14 protein-coding genes are annotated in these 20,122 nt (G+C 36.4%); 8 read left to right on the top strand and 6 right to left on the bottom strand.

The features are described 5' to 3' along the window. Positions 1–49 precede the first annotated feature (49 nt). Entirely contained in the window at positions 50–3,214 is a 3,165-nt protein-coding gene (locus tag GNP81_RS07985; RefSeq protein ID WP_155673465.1) for a chitinase C-terminal domain-containing protein, read from the bottom strand. A gap of 527 nt (positions 3,215–3,741) precedes the next feature. Here GNP81_RS07985 and GNP81_RS07980 point away from each other — a divergent pair. From GNP81_RS07980 to cap3, 5 genes are all read left to right on the top strand, one after another. Continuing rightward, positions 3,742–5,694 carry a methyl-accepting chemotaxis protein gene (locus GNP81_RS07980; RefSeq protein WP_155673466.1) on the top strand — a complete coding sequence of 651 codons (1,953 nt, stop codon included), beginning with the start codon at positions 3,742–3,744 and terminating at the stop codon, positions 5,692–5,694. 692 nt (positions 5,695–6,386) lie between these two features. Further along, a complete protein-coding gene (locus tag GNP81_RS07975; RefSeq protein ID WP_017019129.1) occupies positions 6,387–7,457 on the top strand; it encodes a CBASS cGAMP-activated phospholipase in 1,071 nt (356 codons plus the stop codon). Between the two features lie 13 nt (positions 7,458–7,470). Further along, the gene (locus tag GNP81_RS07970; protein WP_155673467.1) at positions 7,471–8,796 is read left to right on the top strand and encodes a CBASS cGAMP synthase; all 1,326 of its coding nucleotides are present in this window, start codon (positions 7,471–7,473) and stop codon (positions 8,794–8,796) included. Between the two features lie 5 nt (positions 8,797–8,801). Then, on the top strand, positions 8,802–10,580 hold the full coding sequence (locus tag GNP81_RS07965) for an E2/UBC family protein (RefSeq protein ID WP_336495429.1): 1,779 nt from the start codon (positions 8,802–8,804) through the stop codon (positions 10,578–10,580). After that, positions 10,570–11,037, top strand: a complete 468-nt coding sequence (gene cap3, locus GNP81_RS07960; RefSeq protein WP_017019126.1) for a CBASS system CD-NTase/cGAS isopeptidase Cap3 — start codon at positions 10,570–10,572, stop codon at positions 11,035–11,037. The genes GNP81_RS07965 and cap3 overlap by 11 nt, the downstream gene beginning before the upstream one ends. 717 nt (positions 11,038–11,754) lie before the next feature. Here the strand turns inward: cap3 and cas6f are convergent. From cas6f to GNP81_RS07935, 5 genes are all read right to left on the bottom strand, one after another. Then, complete coding sequence (cas6f, locus tag GNP81_RS07955) at positions 11,755–12,396, bottom strand: type I-F CRISPR-associated endoribonuclease Cas6/Csy4 (protein ID WP_155673468.1); 642 nt, start codon at positions 12,394–12,396, stop codon at positions 11,755–11,757. Then, a complete protein-coding gene (gene csy3 / locus GNP81_RS07950; RefSeq protein WP_155673469.1) occupies positions 12,397–13,431 on the bottom strand; it encodes a type I-F CRISPR-associated protein Csy3 in 1,035 nt (344 codons plus the stop codon). It lies immediately after the preceding gene. Positions 13,432–13,440: 9 nt separating this feature from the next. Then, positions 13,441–15,513, bottom strand: a complete 2,073-nt coding sequence (locus GNP81_RS07945; RefSeq protein WP_155673470.1) for a type I-F CRISPR-associated protein Csy2 — start codon at positions 15,511–15,513, stop codon at positions 13,441–13,443. A 3-nt stretch (positions 15,514–15,516) separates the two neighbouring features. Then, positions 15,517–16,716 (bottom strand): TniQ family protein, encoded by a 1,200-nt coding sequence (locus tag GNP81_RS07940; protein ID WP_155673471.1) that lies wholly within the window; start codon positions 16,714–16,716, stop codon positions 15,517–15,519. 201 nt (positions 16,717–16,917) lie between these two features. After that, the gene (locus tag GNP81_RS07935) at positions 16,918–17,220 is read right to left on the bottom strand and encodes a helix-turn-helix domain-containing protein (RefSeq protein WP_017019121.1); all 303 of its coding nucleotides are present in this window, start codon (positions 17,218–17,220) and stop codon (positions 16,918–16,920) included. A gap of 103 nt (positions 17,221–17,323) precedes the next feature. Here GNP81_RS07935 and GNP81_RS07930 point away from each other — a divergent pair, with 103 nt between their 5' ends. The 3 genes from GNP81_RS07930 to GNP81_RS07920 are packed head-to-tail and all read left to right on the top strand — an operon-like array spanning position 17,324 to position 19,857. Further along, positions 17,324–17,896, top strand: a complete 573-nt coding sequence (locus GNP81_RS07930; protein ID WP_336495428.1) for a hypothetical protein — start codon at positions 17,324–17,326, stop codon at positions 17,894–17,896. Continuing rightward, positions 17,896–19,284, top strand: a complete 1,389-nt coding sequence (locus GNP81_RS07925) for a DEAD/DEAH box helicase (RefSeq protein WP_155673472.1) — start codon at positions 17,896–17,898, stop codon at positions 19,282–19,284. The genes GNP81_RS07930 and GNP81_RS07925 overlap by 1 nt, the downstream gene beginning before the upstream one ends. Before the next feature lie 15 nt (positions 19,285–19,299). Beyond that, entirely contained in the window at positions 19,300–19,857 is a 558-nt protein-coding gene (locus GNP81_RS07920) for a hypothetical protein (protein ID WP_155673473.1), read from the top strand. The last annotated feature ends 265 nt before the right edge of the window (positions 19,858–20,122 follow it).

The raw sequence follows: 20,122 nt of genomic DNA, 5'->3' as shown, positions 1-20,122 counted from the left end.
CAGTGATGGTATATCACTGCTCTTTTTATTAGGTATCGTTAATCATTAATTATAAGTTACACACTTTAGTCCAACTGCCGTCACTACCTGGCTCTGCTGCTGTCCACCAATTTGCTTGGTAAATAACGTTATTGTGAACCACTTGATCTCCAGTGTTTGCGTGGTTAGGGTTACCTGCCCAATCTTTTTGTGGAAGATCTGGATAAGTAACAAGTCCTGTAGCATCACAGCCCACATCAGGTGTACCGCCATTACCACCACCATTGTTACCACCAGAGTTTAAATCCGCTAGAGGTAAATCTGGTTGCTCAAACTTGAAGGCATAATCAACGTTGTTGATATTGACTGTATAGTTTGCAGGGCCAGAAATTGGTAGATAGTAAACCATATCCAATTCATACACGCCGCCTGCTGGTAGTGCTTTCCATGCTGGAAGAGTGAAAGCAACACGGTGCATTGTTCCATCTAAACCTCCAATATTGTTTGGACGAGTATGACCAGAAGCAATGACTTGTAAACCGCCACCAGATTGATCTTTCGCATTATCAGGCGCTGATACTGGAATATCGAACTGGAATTCAGTTCCTCCAGGAATATCTTGACCTGTGTTGTTTGTGAAGGTCACTTTTGGATTAATTGGGTAGTTTTGATCACCTACTTTAAAGCCACCTACGTTTACAGCAATATCAACCGTTTCTGTTGGAATAGCTCCTGTAGCTACTGTGTTGCCATATGGTGTTGCTGATTTAAATTTCTCATAAATCGCTTTAGTCATGGTGTTACCCATGTGGTATTCACCATTACCTGTTTGACAAGCCGCTTCAGTTGCATCTACTGAAGTACGATTACCATTTGAATCCAGTACGTAACAGCTGTAATCCCCAGCCAGTTCCCAGAACATGATGCCACCAATCTCTTGGTCGATAACGTAGTCCGCTTTGACATTGATAGAGTCTTTATCTTCTGTTGATAAGAATACTTTTTTCTCTGCGTTCCATAACCATGGTGCAACAGCAACACTGTCATAGTGGCGAGTATAAGTACCGACTAATTGATCTGCTGGATCATTTGCTGGGTCTAAACCATAGATATTCGCGTAAGAGCCAAAGATTCCTTCTTGTAGGTTTTTAGCATGCCACATAGGGTTAGAACCTGCCCCCATTTCTTGGCCATATGAGTTCTTATCATGCCACATGTTATCGATACCTAGTGCACCGTAACCACAATTGTTTTTCTCACCTTCACCAGTACCTGGTTCACATTTAGCTTGATCTGGAAGTGGAGCTCGACCCCATAAGCCATTTTCACCGCCAGTTACGCCTTGCCAGCCACGAGTATAATAAGGGACACCAATATTGATACGACCTGCCGGCATTGAACCGCGGAAGTAATGGTAAGCCCAATCGGTATTTAGATAACCGATACCACCGTAAGCTTCAGTGCCATAAACATTCCATTGGGCTAGTTCAGAATCTTTACCTGTATCATATAGAGCGGCATTGTGACCAACATGGTCGTTCCATGCGCCGTGTAAGTCGTATGACATGATATTTACGTAATCTAAGTATTGCGTAACATCAAACGTTTCCATACCACGTAATAAATAGCCAGATGATGGAGCTGCGATAGTTAGCATGTAGTGAATATCATCTTGTGCAGATGCAACATCCAGTTTTTCACGTAATGTTTTCATCAGTACTTGATACGATGCCCACAGGTATTGGCGACGAGGTTCCATGAATTCTTTATCATCAGGGTTACCGGCACCAGCCATTGACGTAGGGTATTCATAATCGATGTCTAAACCATCAAATTTGTACTTACGCATCATTTCAACGGCTGATACTGCAAATTTTTCGATAGCTGCGTGGTTGATGCTGCCATCGGCATTGGTTGTCATGGTATAAAAACCACCGTCTGCAACACGATTACCATCAGCACCGAAGTGACCACCAGTTTCAGCCCATCCACCAATAGAGATTAATGTTTTAACTCCATGTTTTGCTTTAGCCGTCGCTAGTGCACCAAAATGTCCTTTAAATCCAAGTGCAGGATCAATTTCAACGCCTGCCCATTCTTTACCTGTAGCTGCATTATTTGGGTCGGTAACATCACCTACATTCACTTTTCCATCTGAACCAATGCTTACGAAAGCGTAGTTAATATGGGTTAGTTGTTCCCAAGGGATATCTTTTACTAAGTAACTATTTTGTTCGTCGCCGCCATCACGCCAACTTGTAAAGTAACCGATCACACGACGAGGGTGGTCAGCTCCCATTTTCTCACGGCCTTCTTTGTCATAGATAGTACAGTAAGGCACTGTTACGCCTTCTGTTTGATATAAACCATTAGGACGACAGTTATCTGCAACTGGCAATGAACTTGTAACCGTTAAATTAGCGGAAGCTGAATTTGCTGTTGCGCCTAAATTGTCTGTCGCTTTAGCATAGACAGAAAGAGAGCCTACAGCAATTGTAGTGTACTGAAGGGTATAAGGGGCTGTTGCTGCTGTGCCAACAAGAGTGTTATCGATATAAAAATCAACTTTATCTATTGTGCCATCTGAGTCTGCAGCATCTGCTGTTAGTGTAACGACAGAACCAAGTTCAACATTTGTTGCAGATAAGCTTAACGTTGCTGTTGGTGCGATATTATCAGTAGGAGTATTTGTCACATTAATTGCAACAGAGCTTACTGTACTTTGCGCACCTTTATCATCATAAGATTGCGCGCTAATTGTATGGTTGCCTTCAAGAGCAGTCCATGTAGTAGAGTATGGAGAGGCTGTTACAGAGCTAATTACAACACCATCAACAGAGAAGTCGACGCGAACTATATTGCCATCGTTATCAGCCGCTGATGCTGTTAACGTGACAAGGTCACCTGTAGTGAGTTGTTCCGTTGCACTAGGAGATGTTAGGTCTACCGTTGGCGCTTCATTTGGAACTTCTCCTGAACATGCTCCGAGATCTTGCCATGCACCCCATTCACCAGCGGTTGCGGGGTCATTATTTTGAGTCCAATATTTGGCTTTATAGGCATTAGTACCTTGTTTTACTTCTTCTCCACCATTGTACACCTTCCCAGCATCCCAAGCTTCAAGTGGTGAGCAATCTACAGCCGCCTGAGCATTAAATGCCATTAAACAAGAAAGGGTTAGGGTAGAGAGAGCAAATTTATAATTATGTTTTTTTCTTAAATTTGAATGTTCCATTTCATATCCTTAAAGGTAATTCAAAAATCATCAATCACTTTTTAATTGATGTGAAATAAGATTAGGATATAAAAAAAATTCTGCTAAGAATGATTTATAAATTACAAAGCGACTCGCAATAAAACTAATGTAAGTAAACAAGGTTACATTTGTTTTTGTATCAAGGTTACTTGTTTACCATGTACCTATCTGGTTAACATGGCTTATTGTTAGTAATAACCATTATTTTCATTTATTTATTAAATTTTATATGTAGCTTTAAGTTGTTGAATCTAATGGTTTTTCTTTGTGTTTTTATGTTTAATCTGATTTAAGGTATACGCTTTAGCTATAATAATTTAGATAATTTTCATTATTTAAATTAATTATCGTTTTATTTAAAGAGCCTATTTTTTTACTTTTTAACCCACGGTATAACACCTAAAAAAGCGCGATAACGTTAATTAGTTAAGGGAAGCGTTTTAGTTATTAGTATTCATTCTTCATGGTTGAGTTTATGAATGAACTTACTTTTATAAGGTATATAAATGGGTTTGCTCCTTCAATATTATCGTAATTCTTTACAGCTACGTTATCAGCTAATGGTTCCATTTATTGGAACCTTCATAATATTCTTTTGTAGTGCTACATTTTTGCATACAAACCTTATTCGCACAGAAAATAATATTATGTCTTCAATGGTGAGTAATTCTATTTCTGAGGATTACATTGAACTGGATAATTTGTTTTCGAGATTAAGAACGGCTGCAATTCGCAGTGAGATGTTTGATCCAGTACGAGGGCAAAATGAATATAACCAAGCTTATCCTAAGATTTTAGAAGATAAAGACAAAGTGATTACTCGTTTAAGAAATATGGGGGAGTTAACTCGTCAGGATCTAAATGATTTAGAAAGAATTTCTCAATCTTTTGATGAATTTCATTCTATTTCAAAAAAGATGATTGATGAAAAAGTGGATGGACATAATATATTTTTAAATGTCTTACCGTGGTTAGCACCTTATTTGGAAAATTTAGACGAAAATCATCATCCATCAAATGCGGATGAATGGCCTATTATTCGTAATAAGCTATCGGTTATCTCTGAAGGGATTGGATATAAATCTTCAGGAGTGTTCTATTTGCGTCTACAAGAAGATGGTGATGAGCTTCACGCATTACTAGACCAAATGGAAACATTGATTGAACCAATGTATAAGGGCCCGGCTCTAAAGAAATTACAAACCGAATTTCTTGATGTATGGCGCAAAGAGCTGACAACGTTAGAAAGTATTACGTCGCGTTGGGTTGGATACCAAGCTAAGCGTGCTGAAATTAGAAGTGTTGCTCGAGAACTAATTGATAATTCAGTTGCAAGCAGTAAAAAGTACTTAGAAAAGAACTTTAATAATACAATAGAAAATGCCGAAAATAGTATTGTTGTCAACATTGTTGGTTTATTAATTGGTGCTGTATTGGCTTCTATTCTAGTTACTATTTTAACTCGTATCATTATTTCTCAGTTAAACTCAGTACAAAGTGTTATTCGTGGTTTAGCTGAACGTAATTTGATCTTTCATACCAATTTAAAAGGTGAGAATGAAGTTTCTCAGCTTGGCGAGAATACCGATATAACGATTAATACGCTAAGAGGAACAATTAAAGACCTAAACTCACATGGTCAAGAATTGGCATCTGCATCATTACAATTACGTTCAGTTATGGAATTAAGTGCAGAAAACAGTAGTGTTCAAAATGATCAAGTGAGCATGATTGCTGCAGCAATTACAGAACTATCGGCATCTGCAAATCAAGTTGAAGCATCAGCGAAAGCGGCGGAAACAAGAATGGGGGGTGTACAAGAGTTATGTCGCTTAGAGATGCGTTCTTCACGTGAAAATGGTGATCGCGCTAGTGCTTTGCAAGAGCAATTAAATGATACGTCTTTAGTGGTTGAGCATCTAAATAAAGAATGTGAGCAAATTGGTAATGTTATTGCCGTGATTCAGAATATTTCTGAGCAAACTAACTTACTTGCACTTAATGCTGCAATTGAAGCAGCTCGAGCTGGTGAAATGGGGCGTGGTTTTGCTGTCGTTGCAGATGAAGTTCGAGTACTAGCAACAAGAACACAAGACTCAACGGAAACCATTCAACGAATTATTGAACAACTGCAAAGTAAATCGACAGATGCTCAGCAAAATATGCAACGTTGTTTATCTATGATTGATGAAACTGCAGCATCAGTATTAAAGTCACGTGATCAATTGTCGTCAATGAATGAAGCGATGGATGAGTTATCACAATCGAATGCTGAAGTTGCAACGGCGGTTTCTGAGCAATCACGAACTATGGTTGAAATTAGCGAAAATATTACGACAATTCGCGATATTACGAACCAAAATGTCGCAGGCATTGAAGAAGCAACAGTGACAAGTACACACCTATCAGAGCTAGCTGAAAAACAACAGCAACAATTGGCTACTTTTAGGGTTGATTAAAGTACTTAAAACATCATAAAACTAAGTGGGTGGGAAATAATTATTTCTTGCCCATTTTTTTATTAAGAACAAAAAATGAAGTAAGGCTAAAGGAAATCGTAGAGAAGTATTGGAATTTGCAAACGCTAGATGGTGATGCTTGCAACATAAGTCTGCATAGCCCTCATCTAAAAATCAAGAGCTTAATTTTGAGTTTGCAGCATAAGATTACATAGCTTTGCAGTGATAGTCTGCAAAATGTTTTACCTTAAAATATGACTGTAATTTTAGTATGTAATTTAATTTCATGTGTTATTAAGAAATCCAACTAATTTTTGATAATTAATAGGTGAGACTTTAAGGTGTCTTGATTTTTCGGATAACTTTTAGCTTACATGTTACTGGGCAATATGATAGGTGCTAATATCCTTTAAAAAATTAAGTAAAAATATTATCAGATAATTAATACGCAAGTATGCTTACTGTACATATCAACAGTAGGTGTTATCAGCGCTCTAAGGTTAGCAGCCGCTAACAAAAAAATATCCTTTAGATCAACCCTTTACTTTAACTACTTCAAGCTATTGAAGATTACCTTTAAAGCCCATATATTGGTGTTATAGATAGTTTGATATCAATATATGGTATATATGCGATATTAATATTGGCATATATTTATAAAATATCATGATAAAAAATTTAAAGGAAAAATAATGAGCGACAACCTCCTTCCCCTAAATGCTATTCGAGTCTTAAGCCTAAATGGTGGAGGTGTTCGAGGCCTATTTACCATTAGCGTATTAGCTGAACTAGAGCGGATTCTTGAGGAGTCATCAAGCGAGAAGAACATTAAGATTGGTGATTACTTTGATCTTATCACTGGAACATCTATAGGGGGGCTTCTTGCCTTAGGGTTGGCCGAGGGAAAGTCAGCACGAGAGTTAAAAGACGTATTTTATAACAAGAGTGATAAGATATTTCCTCAGTATAGGTGGTTTAATAATCAACGAAAAACAATCAAAAAGGTGTTTGGCTCCACTTATAAAACGGAGCCTCTAAAAGAAGCCATTATTGAAATGATTGGGGAAAGTACAACATTTAATGACCTTAAAAGACGTGTCATGATCCCTACAGTTAACTTATCAACGGGGCGCCCTCAGTTTTTTAAAACGCCACATAACCCAGACTTCAACCGTGATGGACCATTAAAGTTAGTCGATGCAGCCTTAGCTACATCTGCGGCACCAACTTACTTTGAACCGTACTTTTGCGATGATCTTAAAGCTTACTTTGCTGATGGTGGGCTTGTGGCAAATAACCCTAGCTTTGTAGGTTTACACGAAGTTTTTGGTGATATGAAAGATAGCTTTCCAAAAGCGGAATATTCAGATATTCATGTGCTAAATGTTGGTACTATGGGAGAGGAGTATGCCCTTAGTCCGAAACTGTTAGGCGCGAAAAAGGGATATTTTGGAATGTGGGGCTTTGGTGAGCGTCTTGTTCTTACAACAATGACTTCCAACCAGATTTTGCATCAGTTTATGTTATCTAGAGAGCTACGTGTACACGGCATCGAGGATAACTATATTAGTTTAGATAGCCGTGTTCCAAATGAAGCTTCGGGAGATATAACGCTTGATAATTCTAGTATTGAAGCGTTGGATAATTTAGCTTCTAGAGGAAAACAGTTGGCAAATGAAGAGTTTGCAAGAGATAAAAGGCTGAAGTTGATTTTTTCAAGACTGGCTAAACCATTTAAGTCTAAAGCTAGCACCACAAATTAGAAGGAATATAAGCATGAATTGGAATCTACATCATTATTACACTAATCGAACGGAAGGGTTAATGGGAAAACTTCTTCTTAATAAAGAAGAGGATGAGAGGCTTTTGTATCTTCGTAATACTGTCCGTAAACGTATTACAAATGTCTTTGAGGAAGTTGGAGCTATTGCTAAAGATCAGGCTGCATTTAACCAAAATAGAGACTATCTATTTTTTCGCCTACAGAAGACAAAGGTTCGTTATCTTGATCAACTAGAAATTCTTGAAGCAAGTCGATTGTTGAGTCAAATGGACAAAGATACCTTAAAGGAACTTTCAACCTTAAAGCCTAGATTTTGGACTCAAGGTAGTTTTAAATACAAAACCTTAAACCGTCCTTTTCACGCAGGTCAAGAAATGGATATTGATGATGGGGCCTATCTCCCAATGACTTTTTTTGAGTCTGAGCCAAAGATTGGTCACCAGCTCCTAACTTTGCTAGTTGATGCCTCTCTTAAATCACTTGTTGACGAAAATTATGGTTGGGAGTTTGATAGTAAACGAACTTGTGCACGGATAAAAATTCCTTTAGAGCGAACTCACATTGATGTACCAATGTATGCGATCCCTAAAGAACAGTTTTTGCAAAAGGAAGCTGCGGTGCTTAAAGCCGTAAATAGCCGTGCAATGTGTGAGTCTGCGGGAATGGAGTCATTCGGTTTTACGCTAGATTCGGCAGATGATCGGGAATATAAAAAGCTAGATTCTGAAAACGTAAACCTTGCTCTTAGAGATGAAAAACCAGGTAGTTCTAAGTGGATGAACAGTGATCCTAAAATTGTTGAAGATTGGTTTGAAGGTGAATGCTGTCGCATAGGTAAACATTTACGAAAAGTATGTAGGTTTATGAAAGCTTGGCGTGACGCTCAATGGCAAGTTGGTGGTCCATCATCCATTAGTTTGATGGCAGCAACGGTTGAAGTTTTGCAGCAACATTCCGTTGACGCTCAGGATATGGGGGAGACGATGAAGGTCGTTGCAGAAAACTTGTATTATGAGTTTCTTAAAGGGGTTGAAAGTCCAGATGATACGGATGAAAGACCATTATTTCCGCAAGAAAGTCAGCATACTAATAGAGAACGAGATATTGTCGGTAAGCTAAAACTATTACCCGAACAACTGCGACAAGCAGAAATGGCAGATACCAAAAGTGATGCTTTATCTCGATTATCTTTAGTATTTGGAGAGCGGGTTTTTGATAAAGAACTTATTAAGCATAAAGCTGCGGCGCCAGCATTTCTTCAAGAACCAGCTAAAGCAAATAGTTCTGAAAAAATCAGTTCATCAATGGTGAGTGGATAAATATAGTGAGTATTGCTCATCAGGTTCTACTTAAGCTTGGTTATAGCTATAGACCGATATCTCGTTTAAAAAAAGAGTTATTTTTACGAAAGTACTCTATTTTAAGTGGGGTTTATATAAAACAATACAATACAAAACATGGTGTGTTTGAAGTCGCAATGATACAGGCGAATGACCCACATATTGAGCTACCAACAGTTTTTGTAATTGATATGCCTCAGAATCTTCAAGGGCGATTAACCCCACATATCTCTCATGAGGGCTATCTGTGTTACGTCGAACAAATGGAAGCAGACTGGAATCCGAATAATCTAGATGAACTATACAAAGCTGTAGATATTCAGATAACAACAACGTTAGATATTATTGCAAATGCAATTGATAATAAAACCGAAGGAGACCTAGAGCTTGATAATGAGTTTGTATCTTACTGGTCTTCTACTATTGATTTATACTTGTTAAGTGAGCTTCGAAGGAATTCCTCTTATACTTCTGTATTAGCAAGGCCAATCGATAAAGAATCGTCGAGGTTAAGTGAGTATATTACGGTACAAGTTGATAAAAAAGAGCAAGACTTGCGAGCTAATAAGTATCTGCAAAACTGGATAAAACAAAGAGATTTAGAGTTGGTTCGTCCAGAGAGTCCCTCGATAAAAACTCATTATGTTTGGGTTCAGCCGAGTCGATTATCTGGTATCGAGTGGCCGCCTCAAAATATTAAAGAGGTACTTTCTTGGCTTGAACTTGTTGATTTTAATGCAAGAGATCATTTGGTTCGATGTTTATCTAATTCAAAAGTAAAAAGAAATGTCGTCGTGCTTGATATCGAGAAGCAAGATCCGGTTTCTCTTTATTTAGAAATAGATGTCAATCGTGTTGATTACCAGTTTAGTGTGCGGAAAACCCGAAGAAAAAGAAAGCATACATCTTTTAAAAATCTTATCGGGGTTTTGACTAGAAAAGGTTTTTGTTCCAAGTTCGCTCGGTTATCGGTTACTAAAGCGGACAAGTCAGCTGTATTGAGTCGTAATCAACAGAGGGAATTTGAATTAAGCTCAAAAAACATTGCTCTCATTGGATGCGGTACAATTGGAGGATATTTAGCAGAGTTACTTGTTCGAAATGGAGCTGGTTTAGGGGATAAATTCTTACATCTCTATGATAAAGATACTCTAAAGCCTCATAACTTTTCTAGACATACACTTTCTGTTTCAGATTTTGGGAATAATAAAGCCTCTGCGCTTGCCGCGACTTTGATGAATTCAATTCACTTGGCTAAAAATATTTCTGGGTTTGATGGTAATTTCCCTATAAATGAAAAAATTCTTAGTAAGTACGATATTGTTATTGATGCAACCGGTCGTCCTCCTGTGTCAAAGAGGCTGGCATTTATTACTCGTCAAATGTCAGTGAAACGTCCTACTATTGTTCATGTGTTTAATGATGGAAACGGCAGGGCTGCTAAGGTGTTAGTTGATATAAATATTAGCTGTTATGGTTGTATGACGATAGATAAGAGTATTCATCAAGATCATACTGACGAACGTTTTAAAGACCTAGAATTGTCTAAGGAAAAAAAAGTCAGCTGTGGAAATACTTATACAGTTTATGATGCAGGAGTAAGTCAGATTTCTGCTGCTATGGCTTTAGAGGGCGTATTGAATACACTTAATGCAAATATGCCTTGGACTTATAGTGAGTTTATTTTAGACCCTCGTTATCGTACCGGAAAGAGAAAGGTACTAAAACCTCAGAAGCACTGCGTGGTATGTAATGGAGTTTGAGAAAGAGTTAACGTATCAAGATAGCAATGGACATCTTGTTGTTCTTACTGAACATGTTTTAGCTGTTCTTGAAAAATACAGGCAAACAAGGAGGCAGGATAATGAAGCCGCAGGCATATTACTTGGTGAAAAAAGAGGTCAGCACATAGTTATTACTGATTTGTCAGAGCCAGGGAAGGGGGATCTTAGAAAGAGAAACTTAGTTGATAGGCGAGGTAAACATCATCAACAGAAAGTAGATGATTGTTTCCAATTATCTGGAGGCACGGTTAATTATCTCGGAGAGTGGCATACTCACCCCGAAGACTTTCCCAAACCATCGCAAAAAGATAGAACATCATGGTCAGTACACCTTAAGGGGGGGACGCCTAAGATAGTGCTTATTGTCGGGATAAAAGATTTTTGGATAGAAAAAATGAATGGAACTAGCTCGTTTAAACTGTCGTTTTGTCAGTAATCGTATTAGCTTTACTATAAGTATTACTAGATATTGAAACTAAGGGTCAGAAATAAGTTTGAATATATTCATTATTTACTGAACTTCAGATAACTTTCTAATAATTCGTAAATGTAGCTGAGAAGTTCGCTTTATTAAAAACTCACTTCGACTGCTTATGTAATGACTTTGTGCAGGAACATAAACGAGTTTAAACATTCCTCAGTAACCTTTAGAAAAGTGATCAATTTTAAACTAACCACAGACTGCCTTCCATCTAAAAGTTAATTATGCAAGTTGCATAACGCACATTGCATAACGCAACTTGCGTAATGAGTTACTTATTGATAATTAAAGGTAATAATCCTACTTAGTAGTACATATAGAGATAGCCAAACAACCTGTTTTTTAATTAGGCAACAGCTTGTTGCCCAATTAGAGAGAGGACAAAAAACTAAGCTCAATCACTTTAAAAAAAGGCACAAAAAAGCTCTGTAAAAACAGAGCGATTAAGTGAATGTTTTACTGCTTTTCCAGCATAATAGGTTGCTTTCTTCCTGACCTATTCTTGGCTGCCTATCCGGCAGGTTACCATTGGGCCTTAGAAAGCCAATGCTTAAAGTAATTCTTGGCTGCCTATCCGGCAGGTTACAATGAAATATAGGGCAGATATTCTTATAAATCAAAAATATTGAAATGTTTCCCTTAAAATACGAATATTGAAGGTGGTTTTTTAACTCATTGATCTTTATTTGATAATTTGTCTTCGTAATAAAAAGGTATTTTTGATAAATCAGGAACAGTGCCTAAATGTTTACTATTTGTCGCTAAGCCATAACTGTTATAGCTACCCTTAGAATCGATAGTCATCGGGTTGATATCTTTTTGAATATGAAGAATAAATTGTTGCTGTTTACTTTTACTAGAGCACGACACTTTGTGGAAGGTATCAAATTCTCTGTCTTCATTTGATATAGGTGTATGCTCTTTATTATTTCTTGTGATTGAACGCTGAATTCTACGTTTTTTTGAACCTATAAATATTTTCCCAATAGACTGGTTTCTGATGAATCTTATTTGAGGAAGATTATTTGGCACAGGCTTGATATCTGTAATAGAAAATAATTCCTCACTCTTCATTAAATTGAAATAGGGCTGGTATTTAATGGCACTTAATAATTCAGAGTTATCAGAAAAAATAGCAAATTCATTCCCAATACTTTGTTCAGACCAATTTGGGAAACCAATGGCAAAAGAGTTGTTTTCTATTAGCTTTAGACTAGAGATTAACTTGTGAAATTCAGCGATACAGCGTCCAGCCAATAACTCATTATCACAATCATCAGGCACATACGTAATACTAAAATAGTGAGTGAGCATCTACTTTCCTTTTTTTGAAGAAGCACTTTTTTGAAACAGTCCTCCTTTTACTAATACGGCCATAACGTAATACATATCATCAGTAATATTTGAATTTTCATCCAGTTGCGCGCAGTAGTTATCTGCGTTTTGAATTAAAGTATAAAAGTCATTGCGATGCGAAGGATGTCTTCTGGCTATGATATTGTGATGATCAGCACCAAACTCATTTACTCTTAAGGGAATATCGGCATCTTCATCCCACCAATCGTCGATAAGTTGAATTGCAGCTCCAATCTTCTGTGCATGTAAAGCAACGGTTTTCTCACCAGTTAGAAGTGACGTTTTTGCATACACTTTGCTTGGTTTACCTTTTTCTTTAGTATCTAAAAACTCTTGGCTAGGATAAATTTCTTGGCAAAAGGCTACATTGATCGTTGCCGTAATATCGGCAAACCAATAATGATCAGGATCAGATAATGCATTTGCAATTTCACTTCCTAACTTTGATATTGTTTTTTTATCTTTAACTGAGGCTTTTCTTGATAGCTTAAAGGCATTATCGATATTAAATTCTTGGTTACTTGTTGTTTTTATTGAAATACTTGTACCTAGATTATGCTCATTCCGCCATAGCCAAGTACCAGAAAGTAAGTTTTTTGCGTATCGTTCACCAAGTTCTTGATAGCCGCCATTTTCTTTATATTTGGTGGCGAAAGCTTGCAATATCTCTCTAATTTGAATATCAGAGCATTTATCTGGTTGTAATGAATTTGCTTCTATACGTAATGAAAATCGGATTTTGATTTCATCTATACCAACAGGAACATAACACTCTTCAATAAATTGAGGGTTACTAAAGGAGAGATCTTGTGGAGCCGTGTTTTTAGTTGAATAATCACTATTAAAGGCTTCTGAAAACCCAGCTTTAGGCGCTCTTAAATGAGTTTGCTCACACTTAATAGGATTCATTTGACCATCTTTACTTTCATAATAAAAAACAGCCTTTCCCGGTGACAATGATCGAGTGTAGTTCAGGTTATTACACAGCTTCATAGCGTATCCTTACTCATGCTTTTGAATAAGAATAGAATTGAAATCACTATTGATCGACCAAAAAGCATTTGAAAAATAATGTTTTTGTCGGTTAAGTCTCATATCTATAGGTATTACTTGCTCTGCTAATCCAATTAAAGGTTCACAAAATACGTGTTGATTAAGGCTCACATTCTCTCTATATGTTGGATCTTCAAGAAATGAATAACCATTACAAATAGCAAGGTGTGTGCTATTTCCCAATATAGAAAGAAATTCATCTGGAGTGTTAAATGTTTCCGATGGTGGGTATATCCAACGACCAGAGTTAGGAAGACAAGCTAATTCTTCAAATAAATGCTCAGACGATGTATAGGTTCTAAGCCATTCTAAGTTTTCATGTAACGAAGGTTGATGTAACGTGCCACCAACACAGCGAGCAGGCATTGTAGATAGCATACGTTGTCTAATATCGCTTAAATTAACCTCAGTGTGAACTTTGATAATGAGGTCAAAACGCATATCACAAGAATAAGAAGGTTGCGTTAATAAACGTTTTGCAGGGGATAGTTCTCTTTTTTTATAAACATCCGAAGCTTCACAGAGCGGAGGAGATGATTGTAATTCATATTGATGAACAAATAGGCTGAAAGCTTCAAAATGAATGTTTTCTTCAATCTTTGTTTTTAATCTTCGTTCGAAGTCATGCATAAATCCCCAAAAACCAGTTAGTGAAGGTAGCCCACAAACATAGGGGGAGTTTAACGCATTGCCATTGTATAGCCTTAAATTTTTAAGATGGATAAATTGGGTTCTAGTTAGAACGGGCTGCTGATTTATATTTTCATCTTGTGCTAATTTATTCAGAATCCATGAAAGTTGTGATCTGAAAATAGGCATTAAATCAGGGTGATAAGCAAAGCGTTTTGTGTATTTATTCTTTCCTAGAGTTTGATTTAGGTGATTATGCAATGGCGTTAATAAATCGGGGAAATTAGCAATAGGAGACGACAAGAATAGGTTAACTAATGATGGATGGTCATTAGTGATTTGTATCTGGTTATTATCTATATGATCTCGCCATCGAATCAGAGGAGTAAGCCAAAGAGCTATTTTTTGTTTAATGAAATGCCCCCCTGATTTTCTGATTTGTTTTCTATGTTTCACATTCATTCTTACTTCAGAACTGATGAGCCTTTGTAATGCGTCAGTCGTACTTTTTTCAGTGATAGCTGAAGTACAAAAAGCTTCTCTACCCCCAGTTTTGCTAGCCATATTGTCATGATACGAGTGTGGTGATTGTGATGTGCTTGGTGGCGAAAATAGTAAGCTATGGTAACCACCGATAGAAGATGATAAAGCGCCTACACTAGCAGGGTGCTTACTTTCTCGTTTAATCCAACGAATATCATTAGGTTTCCTAGATTGGTGTTCTAACCATGTTTGAACTGAGTTAGAAGTTACTGGAGTTAAAGTTAGATAGTCATTTTTATATGGAAATAAGATCTGTTTTGAATATGGACTGATGTTCTCTGGAAGTGTTTTTGCAGGCATTTCTTTTTGTATGGAATGAATAAATTGATCAGTTTGTTTCTTGGTCCAGTTGCATTGTATTTTTTTTATGATATCTAACCAAAACAGCGTGTCGGTTATGAATAATTGACTAAGAGTTGTTTGTACTCCTCTCCATTTAAAGCAAGAGAGTAGAAAATGAGTATAGTTAACCTTTCCACTGTCATGAGACCAACCTAATCGATAAGGAACTACATTACTGTTTATGGTGTTACTTACTGAATCGATTGGTAAAGAAATAATGCTTTGCCCCTTAACTCGGCAATCTGGATATTTAACATTGTGACTATGGAACCACTTAAGTTCGTCAAGACACTTTTGAATATTATCATGATTATTTAAAAACAGAGATGCGCTAGTTTTGTCTAGGTAATCCTCCATTTTTGGCGTACACAAATTAAGTAGGCATGTAATCGCTTCGATTTCATGATCATCAATACAAATAGCTGAAGAGTAGTGAGCAAATGCAACCTTGAGAGCTCTGTTGCGTTCCTTTACATCTTGAATGATGAGAATATCTGTAAATTCCATTAGTTACCACGCTGAAAGGTAGTGATGCAATTCATCTTGACTGGATTGCATGTTTGAAAGCTTGACTAGAATAATACTTGAGAGTGTAAAAACTGATTGGTGACTTGCTATTTTTTGATGTAGTTTTGGCCTGACGCCTAATTTAAGAAAACCTAATTCATATAAACGATAGATTTGATCGGTAGTGCAAGAAAGCAAACTCGATGCCTCTAAGGGGCTTAGCAAGATTGAAAAGACATCAGAGTTAGGTTGAATTTGATAGCGAGATAGAAAGTACTGATATATATGACTCAATATGGAATTCGTTTTAAATTCTCGAGTAGGCAAGTGTCGGCAATCTAATAAAAGACTATTGAAAATTTCATTAAAAAATATCTTATTAAAAGGTTTAATCTGAACTGTTTTAGCTTTATCTATTTGCTCATCGAGTTCGGAATAGAAATTAGTAGGCCAATTCAATGAATATTTTACAAATGAAGTAGAAAAATCATCTGTCAGATTATATCTATTGATATACCAAAGTAAGACACCAAAGCGAGATGATATTGCTTGGTGTTCTCCCCAAATATTAGCTAATTTAGTGTTTTCGCCGTTAAGCCATTGTGCAATGAGTAAGGCATTGCTATTTGCTTGCGGAGCTAAGTGATCACTGAATTTGAATCCACACTGACAAACCGTAATGTTTTCAATTTCTTGATAATTGATAGAGGCTTTACACTCTGGGCAGTGATGTAATAGATCTGTTTTATGTTTTGTGCATACATCGTGAGTGACGAAGTGCCATTCTTGACGTATGTATTCGTTCTCTTTTAGGCACTCAGGGCATACTGGAATTCCATTTTTTCTGAGCAGGATTCTTGGTATATCAACACCATTTCTAAAAACAGCAGAATGTTGGCGTAAGAAAGTACTGCTTGATCTGCTTAAGGCGCTTTTTAATAAAGGGAAGTTATTTATCTCAAGCCACTGCTCAATTTTAATTAGTGCTTTGAGCTTTAAGTTACTTGATGTATGAGAGTGATAGATATTTACCGTATTTAGGGTTGCAGGGAAAGTTCCTCGAACCTCACGATCCTCTTCTTTGACTTGAAACCAAACTTCATCGCTAAAATCCTGAAAAGAATCATAGCAATTATTCTGACTGATCCTTAATAAACAGCTCTCTAGCGATTCATCTTCATAAAACTCTATTGGATTAAGCATTTTTAATTACGCCTTAAAACTGAGGATTCCTAAGTTTATTTTTAGGTTAGATTCTATTGAATGTCAAAAAAGAGGTAGGGTAATTGTTCAGAATGTGAAGGCTATAGCTCATTTATATTTTATGTAGGCTTAATGGAGTTTGAGTTGGTATGGGAAAGGCACTGTTATTTTGATTTTTAAATAGCAGTGCTTTTTTTGATTTTATTGTTTTAGTGATTCTATTAACTTAACTCGTTCTTCCTCACTCATTTTCCCTATTAGTAGATTCAATTCAGCTAACGAATCAGATTCACAAAAGAAGTAACTCAGTGGAACACCAAGTTCTTTTGCCATACGTTGCAGCACACTAATATCAGGTGTGTGGCGACCTTTCTCGTAGTGATTCATTCGCCCACTCGCAGAACTCTCTTCCATACCGATTCGAATACCCAATTCTTTTTGGGTGATCTTGGCATGCTTACGAGCTTCTTTAAGTCGTTTTGGGATTGGATTTTCTCTTTCCACAGACTCATCATCATAAATACCTTTAATAACTTAGATTGTCTAAGTTTTACCTATTCTTGTATACTTAGCAATCCTAAGTTTTTTTGGTTGAGGTATTTGGGTTGTGAGTAATAAAGTAAAGCTAAATGAGATCGTCTTTAAGATATTGATAGAAAATAAGTTAGATGTTTTTACCGTATCTGACATGAGAGATTACGTGTTAAAAGTTTCTGATTTTTTTGAATCGAAAGAAGCTGCTGGAGCTTTTGTGTATCGTCAAGTTGCAGCTCTTGAACATAAACAGCTACTGTCTAGGTCTCCAAAAGCAAAAGGTAAAAAAATAACGTACTCTCAAACTCAGTTACTTTTAAACTCAGAGATAATCGTGAAGCCTTATGAATTTAAAAAAAAGGCGAAGCTCACTCATATAGATCCTAAAATACATAATAAAGATCTAAAAGTAGATTCAATCTCAAAATTATTGAACACAGTGATGCAACAAAAATCACAATACGAAGCTGAATTGACAATGTTATTAAGTGAAACCGAAGAAGTTAAGCATATTATGTCGTCTTTCCCTGAAGATTCGACTCATTTACAGTCGCTTTATTTAGATTTACGAAATCAATCAGCAACGTTGTGTGGAAAAGTAAATGCATTGACTAAAATAATCCAATTGGATAAGGCAAAAGTCTAATGCTGAGAAAGTGGCAAATAGAAGTGGTTAATTTAAGTCTTCATAAATATGAGAATGGTCAGCAGGATATATTATTACTTGCTACACCTGGGGCCGGAAAATCAATAGCTGCGGCTGAAATAGCTTATCGATTAAAACAGACAAATGAGATTGATTTTATTCTGTGCTTTTCACCATCATTGATTGTTGCTGAAGGGATGCGTTCTACTTTTTCTTACCGTTTTAATGCGTCATTTCACGGTACGATCGGATCGGTTGGTGGGTCATATACTTATCAAAATATGCTTTATTTAAGTGATGATTTCTGGCAAATCTTAGAAAACCATAATGTATTAGTTGTTTTTGATGAGATCCATCATTGCTCAGGATCTGATCTTTCAGAATCTAATGCATGGGGTGAAAAAATTCTAACTAAAATTCAATCGAAAGCAAAATATACGCTGGCATTAACTGGGACTCCATGGCGCAGTGATTTTACCCCGATAACTCTTGCTAAATATACAGATCCAGATAATCAAATTTATTGTGATTATATCTATGGATTAGGGGAAGCCGTGAGGGATAAAGTTTGTCGTAATCCTCATTTAGTACTTGTTGATAATAATAATTTTCAAGTAACCAAGAGTGAAGAGGGAAAACAAACATTTGGCAGTGTATCTGAGTTATTAAAGCATTCCTCTGTAAATTATGAATCAGTGATTACTCATCCAGAAACGATGAATTACTTACTGAAGTTAAGTTGTCATAAATTGGCAGAAGTTAGGAAAGATAACCCAGAAGCCGCTGGATTAGTCGTTGCATCATCGGTTAGTCATGCTATTGAGCTTTTAAATATACTCGAAACTAAATTCAAGCAAACAGCAACCATTGTTACCTATAGGCATGATAATCCATTAAATGAAATCGCAAACTTTAGGAGTAGTAATACACAATGGATTGTTAGTGTTGGAATGATCTCTGAAGGAACAGATATTCCTCGTTTACAGGTTTGTTGTCATTTGAGTACTGTAAAAACAGAGCTGTATTTTAGACAGGTATTAGGCCGTATTTTACGAGTGACTCAATCAAAAAATCAAGAAGCCTGGTTGTTCACAATTGCTGAACCAAAATTAACAGAATTTGCTGAGCGAATAGATGAAGATATACCAGATTATTCAGTAATAGAAAGAGACATTGAGATGACTCAAAAGGCTAATTTATTACCGACAACGGTATTTGATAATCCAGATAAGGCCTTTAAAGCAACGCAAAGAGCACTGAATGAGCGTCTAGAGGTTATGTTTGACGATTACCCACTAAATAGTAATGCTAATTCATCCTTTTCAAATATTGCCTTACAAGGTGATTTCAAGCAGAGAGTGATCTCTGTATTTAGTTACATGATTTAGCTGAAGGAAAATGAAATGAATGATGAGCTTGAAAGTACACGAAGAGTGTTAGAACGACGTTTTTTAGAGCAAAAAGCAGAGTTTATAAAGAATCATATATTACTTTCTTTGTCTGAGTTTGCTGATAAATTAAGAATTAAAGGCAAGAAGAGAAGCCGGTCTATTTATCGACTTAGAAAAGAAAAGAAGGTTTTGGCTCTTAAAATTAATGACGAATATTTTTATCCTGATTTCCAACTAAATAATGCAGGAGGTGTTTATTCTGCATTGGAAATAGCAATACCTCAATTCCCCAAAATACTTAATGATTGGGATATCGTTTTTTGGCTAACGAGTTCACAAACCATTGTTCAATATATTCCCGTGTTAGATCTAGATATTGTTAAAGAAATAGCATTGAACTTGGATTCTTTAGATGAAATTGCAGAGTTTATTGTAGATAAGATAGATACATCAGGGGTACGGACAGAAATGCCCTTAGATTTGCTAGAGAATGGAGAGGTTCAACTTTTTGCAGAATTTGTGGCGTGGTATTTATGTGATGAGCCTGAAATTACGCTGAAAGTTGTTTGAGAGTAGCTAATATCGGTTTAAATTGGCTACGTGGAATTACTATAATTCATTTCTTCCCCATTGTGTGTTAGTTAACACTTAAGACCGATAATTATTCCAGAAATTCGAATGGATAAGGTAACTATCAATTATAATTGATGATTATTGTTTATTACAAAATTAACGTTCAAAATACCTCTTTTTTTATGGTTTAACTGATTGTTTCGTATAAGTTAACCTGCTCATATTTTCTTTCTGTACTTTACAGTAAGATACTGATATTTAG

This window comes from Aliivibrio fischeri, from assembly GCF_009727955.1.
Taxonomy (GTDB): Bacteria; Pseudomonadota; Gammaproteobacteria; order Enterobacterales; family Vibrionaceae; genus Aliivibrio; species Aliivibrio fischeri_A.
The sequence above is the reverse complement of the archived record's forward strand: the minus strand, read 5'-3'. Positions and strand labels throughout refer to the sequence as shown.

Excerpts from the sequence above, each read along its gene's own strand:
- GNP81_RS07985 (WP_155673465.1), bottom strand. The coding sequence starts at position 3,214 with ATGGAACATTCAAATTTAAGAAAAAAACATAATTATAAATTTGCTCTC.
- GNP81_RS07980 (WP_155673466.1), top strand. The coding sequence starts at position 3,742 with ATGGGTTTGCTCCTTCAATATTATCGTAATTCTTTACAGCTACGTTAT.
- GNP81_RS07975 (WP_017019129.1), top strand. The coding sequence starts at position 6,387 with ATGAGCGACAACCTCCTTCCCCTAAATGCTATTCGAGTCTTAAGCCTA.
- GNP81_RS07970 (WP_155673467.1), top strand. The coding sequence starts at position 7,471 with ATGAATTGGAATCTACATCATTATTACACTAATCGAACGGAAGGGTTA.
- cap3 (WP_017019126.1), top strand. The coding sequence starts at position 10,570 with ATGGAGTTTGAGAAAGAGTTAACGTATCAAGATAGCAATGGACATCTT.
- cas6f (WP_155673468.1), bottom strand. The coding sequence starts at position 12,396 with ATGCTCACTCACTATTTTAGTATTACGTATGTGCCTGATGATTGTGAT.
- csy3 (WP_155673469.1), bottom strand. The coding sequence starts at position 13,431 with ATGAAGCTGTGTAATAACCTGAACTACACTCGATCATTGTCACCGGGA.
- GNP81_RS07945 (WP_155673470.1), bottom strand. The coding sequence starts at position 15,513 with ATGGAATTTACAGATATTCTCATCATTCAAGATGTAAAGGAACGCAAC.
- GNP81_RS07940 (WP_155673471.1), bottom strand. The coding sequence starts at position 16,716 with ATGCTTAATCCAATAGAGTTTTATGAAGATGAATCGCTAGAGAGCTGT.
- GNP81_RS07925 (WP_155673472.1), top strand. The coding sequence starts at position 17,896 with ATGCTGAGAAAGTGGCAAATAGAAGTGGTTAATTTAAGTCTTCATAAA.
- GNP81_RS07920 (WP_155673473.1), top strand. The coding sequence starts at position 19,300 with ATGAATGATGAGCTTGAAAGTACACGAAGAGTGTTAGAACGACGTTTT.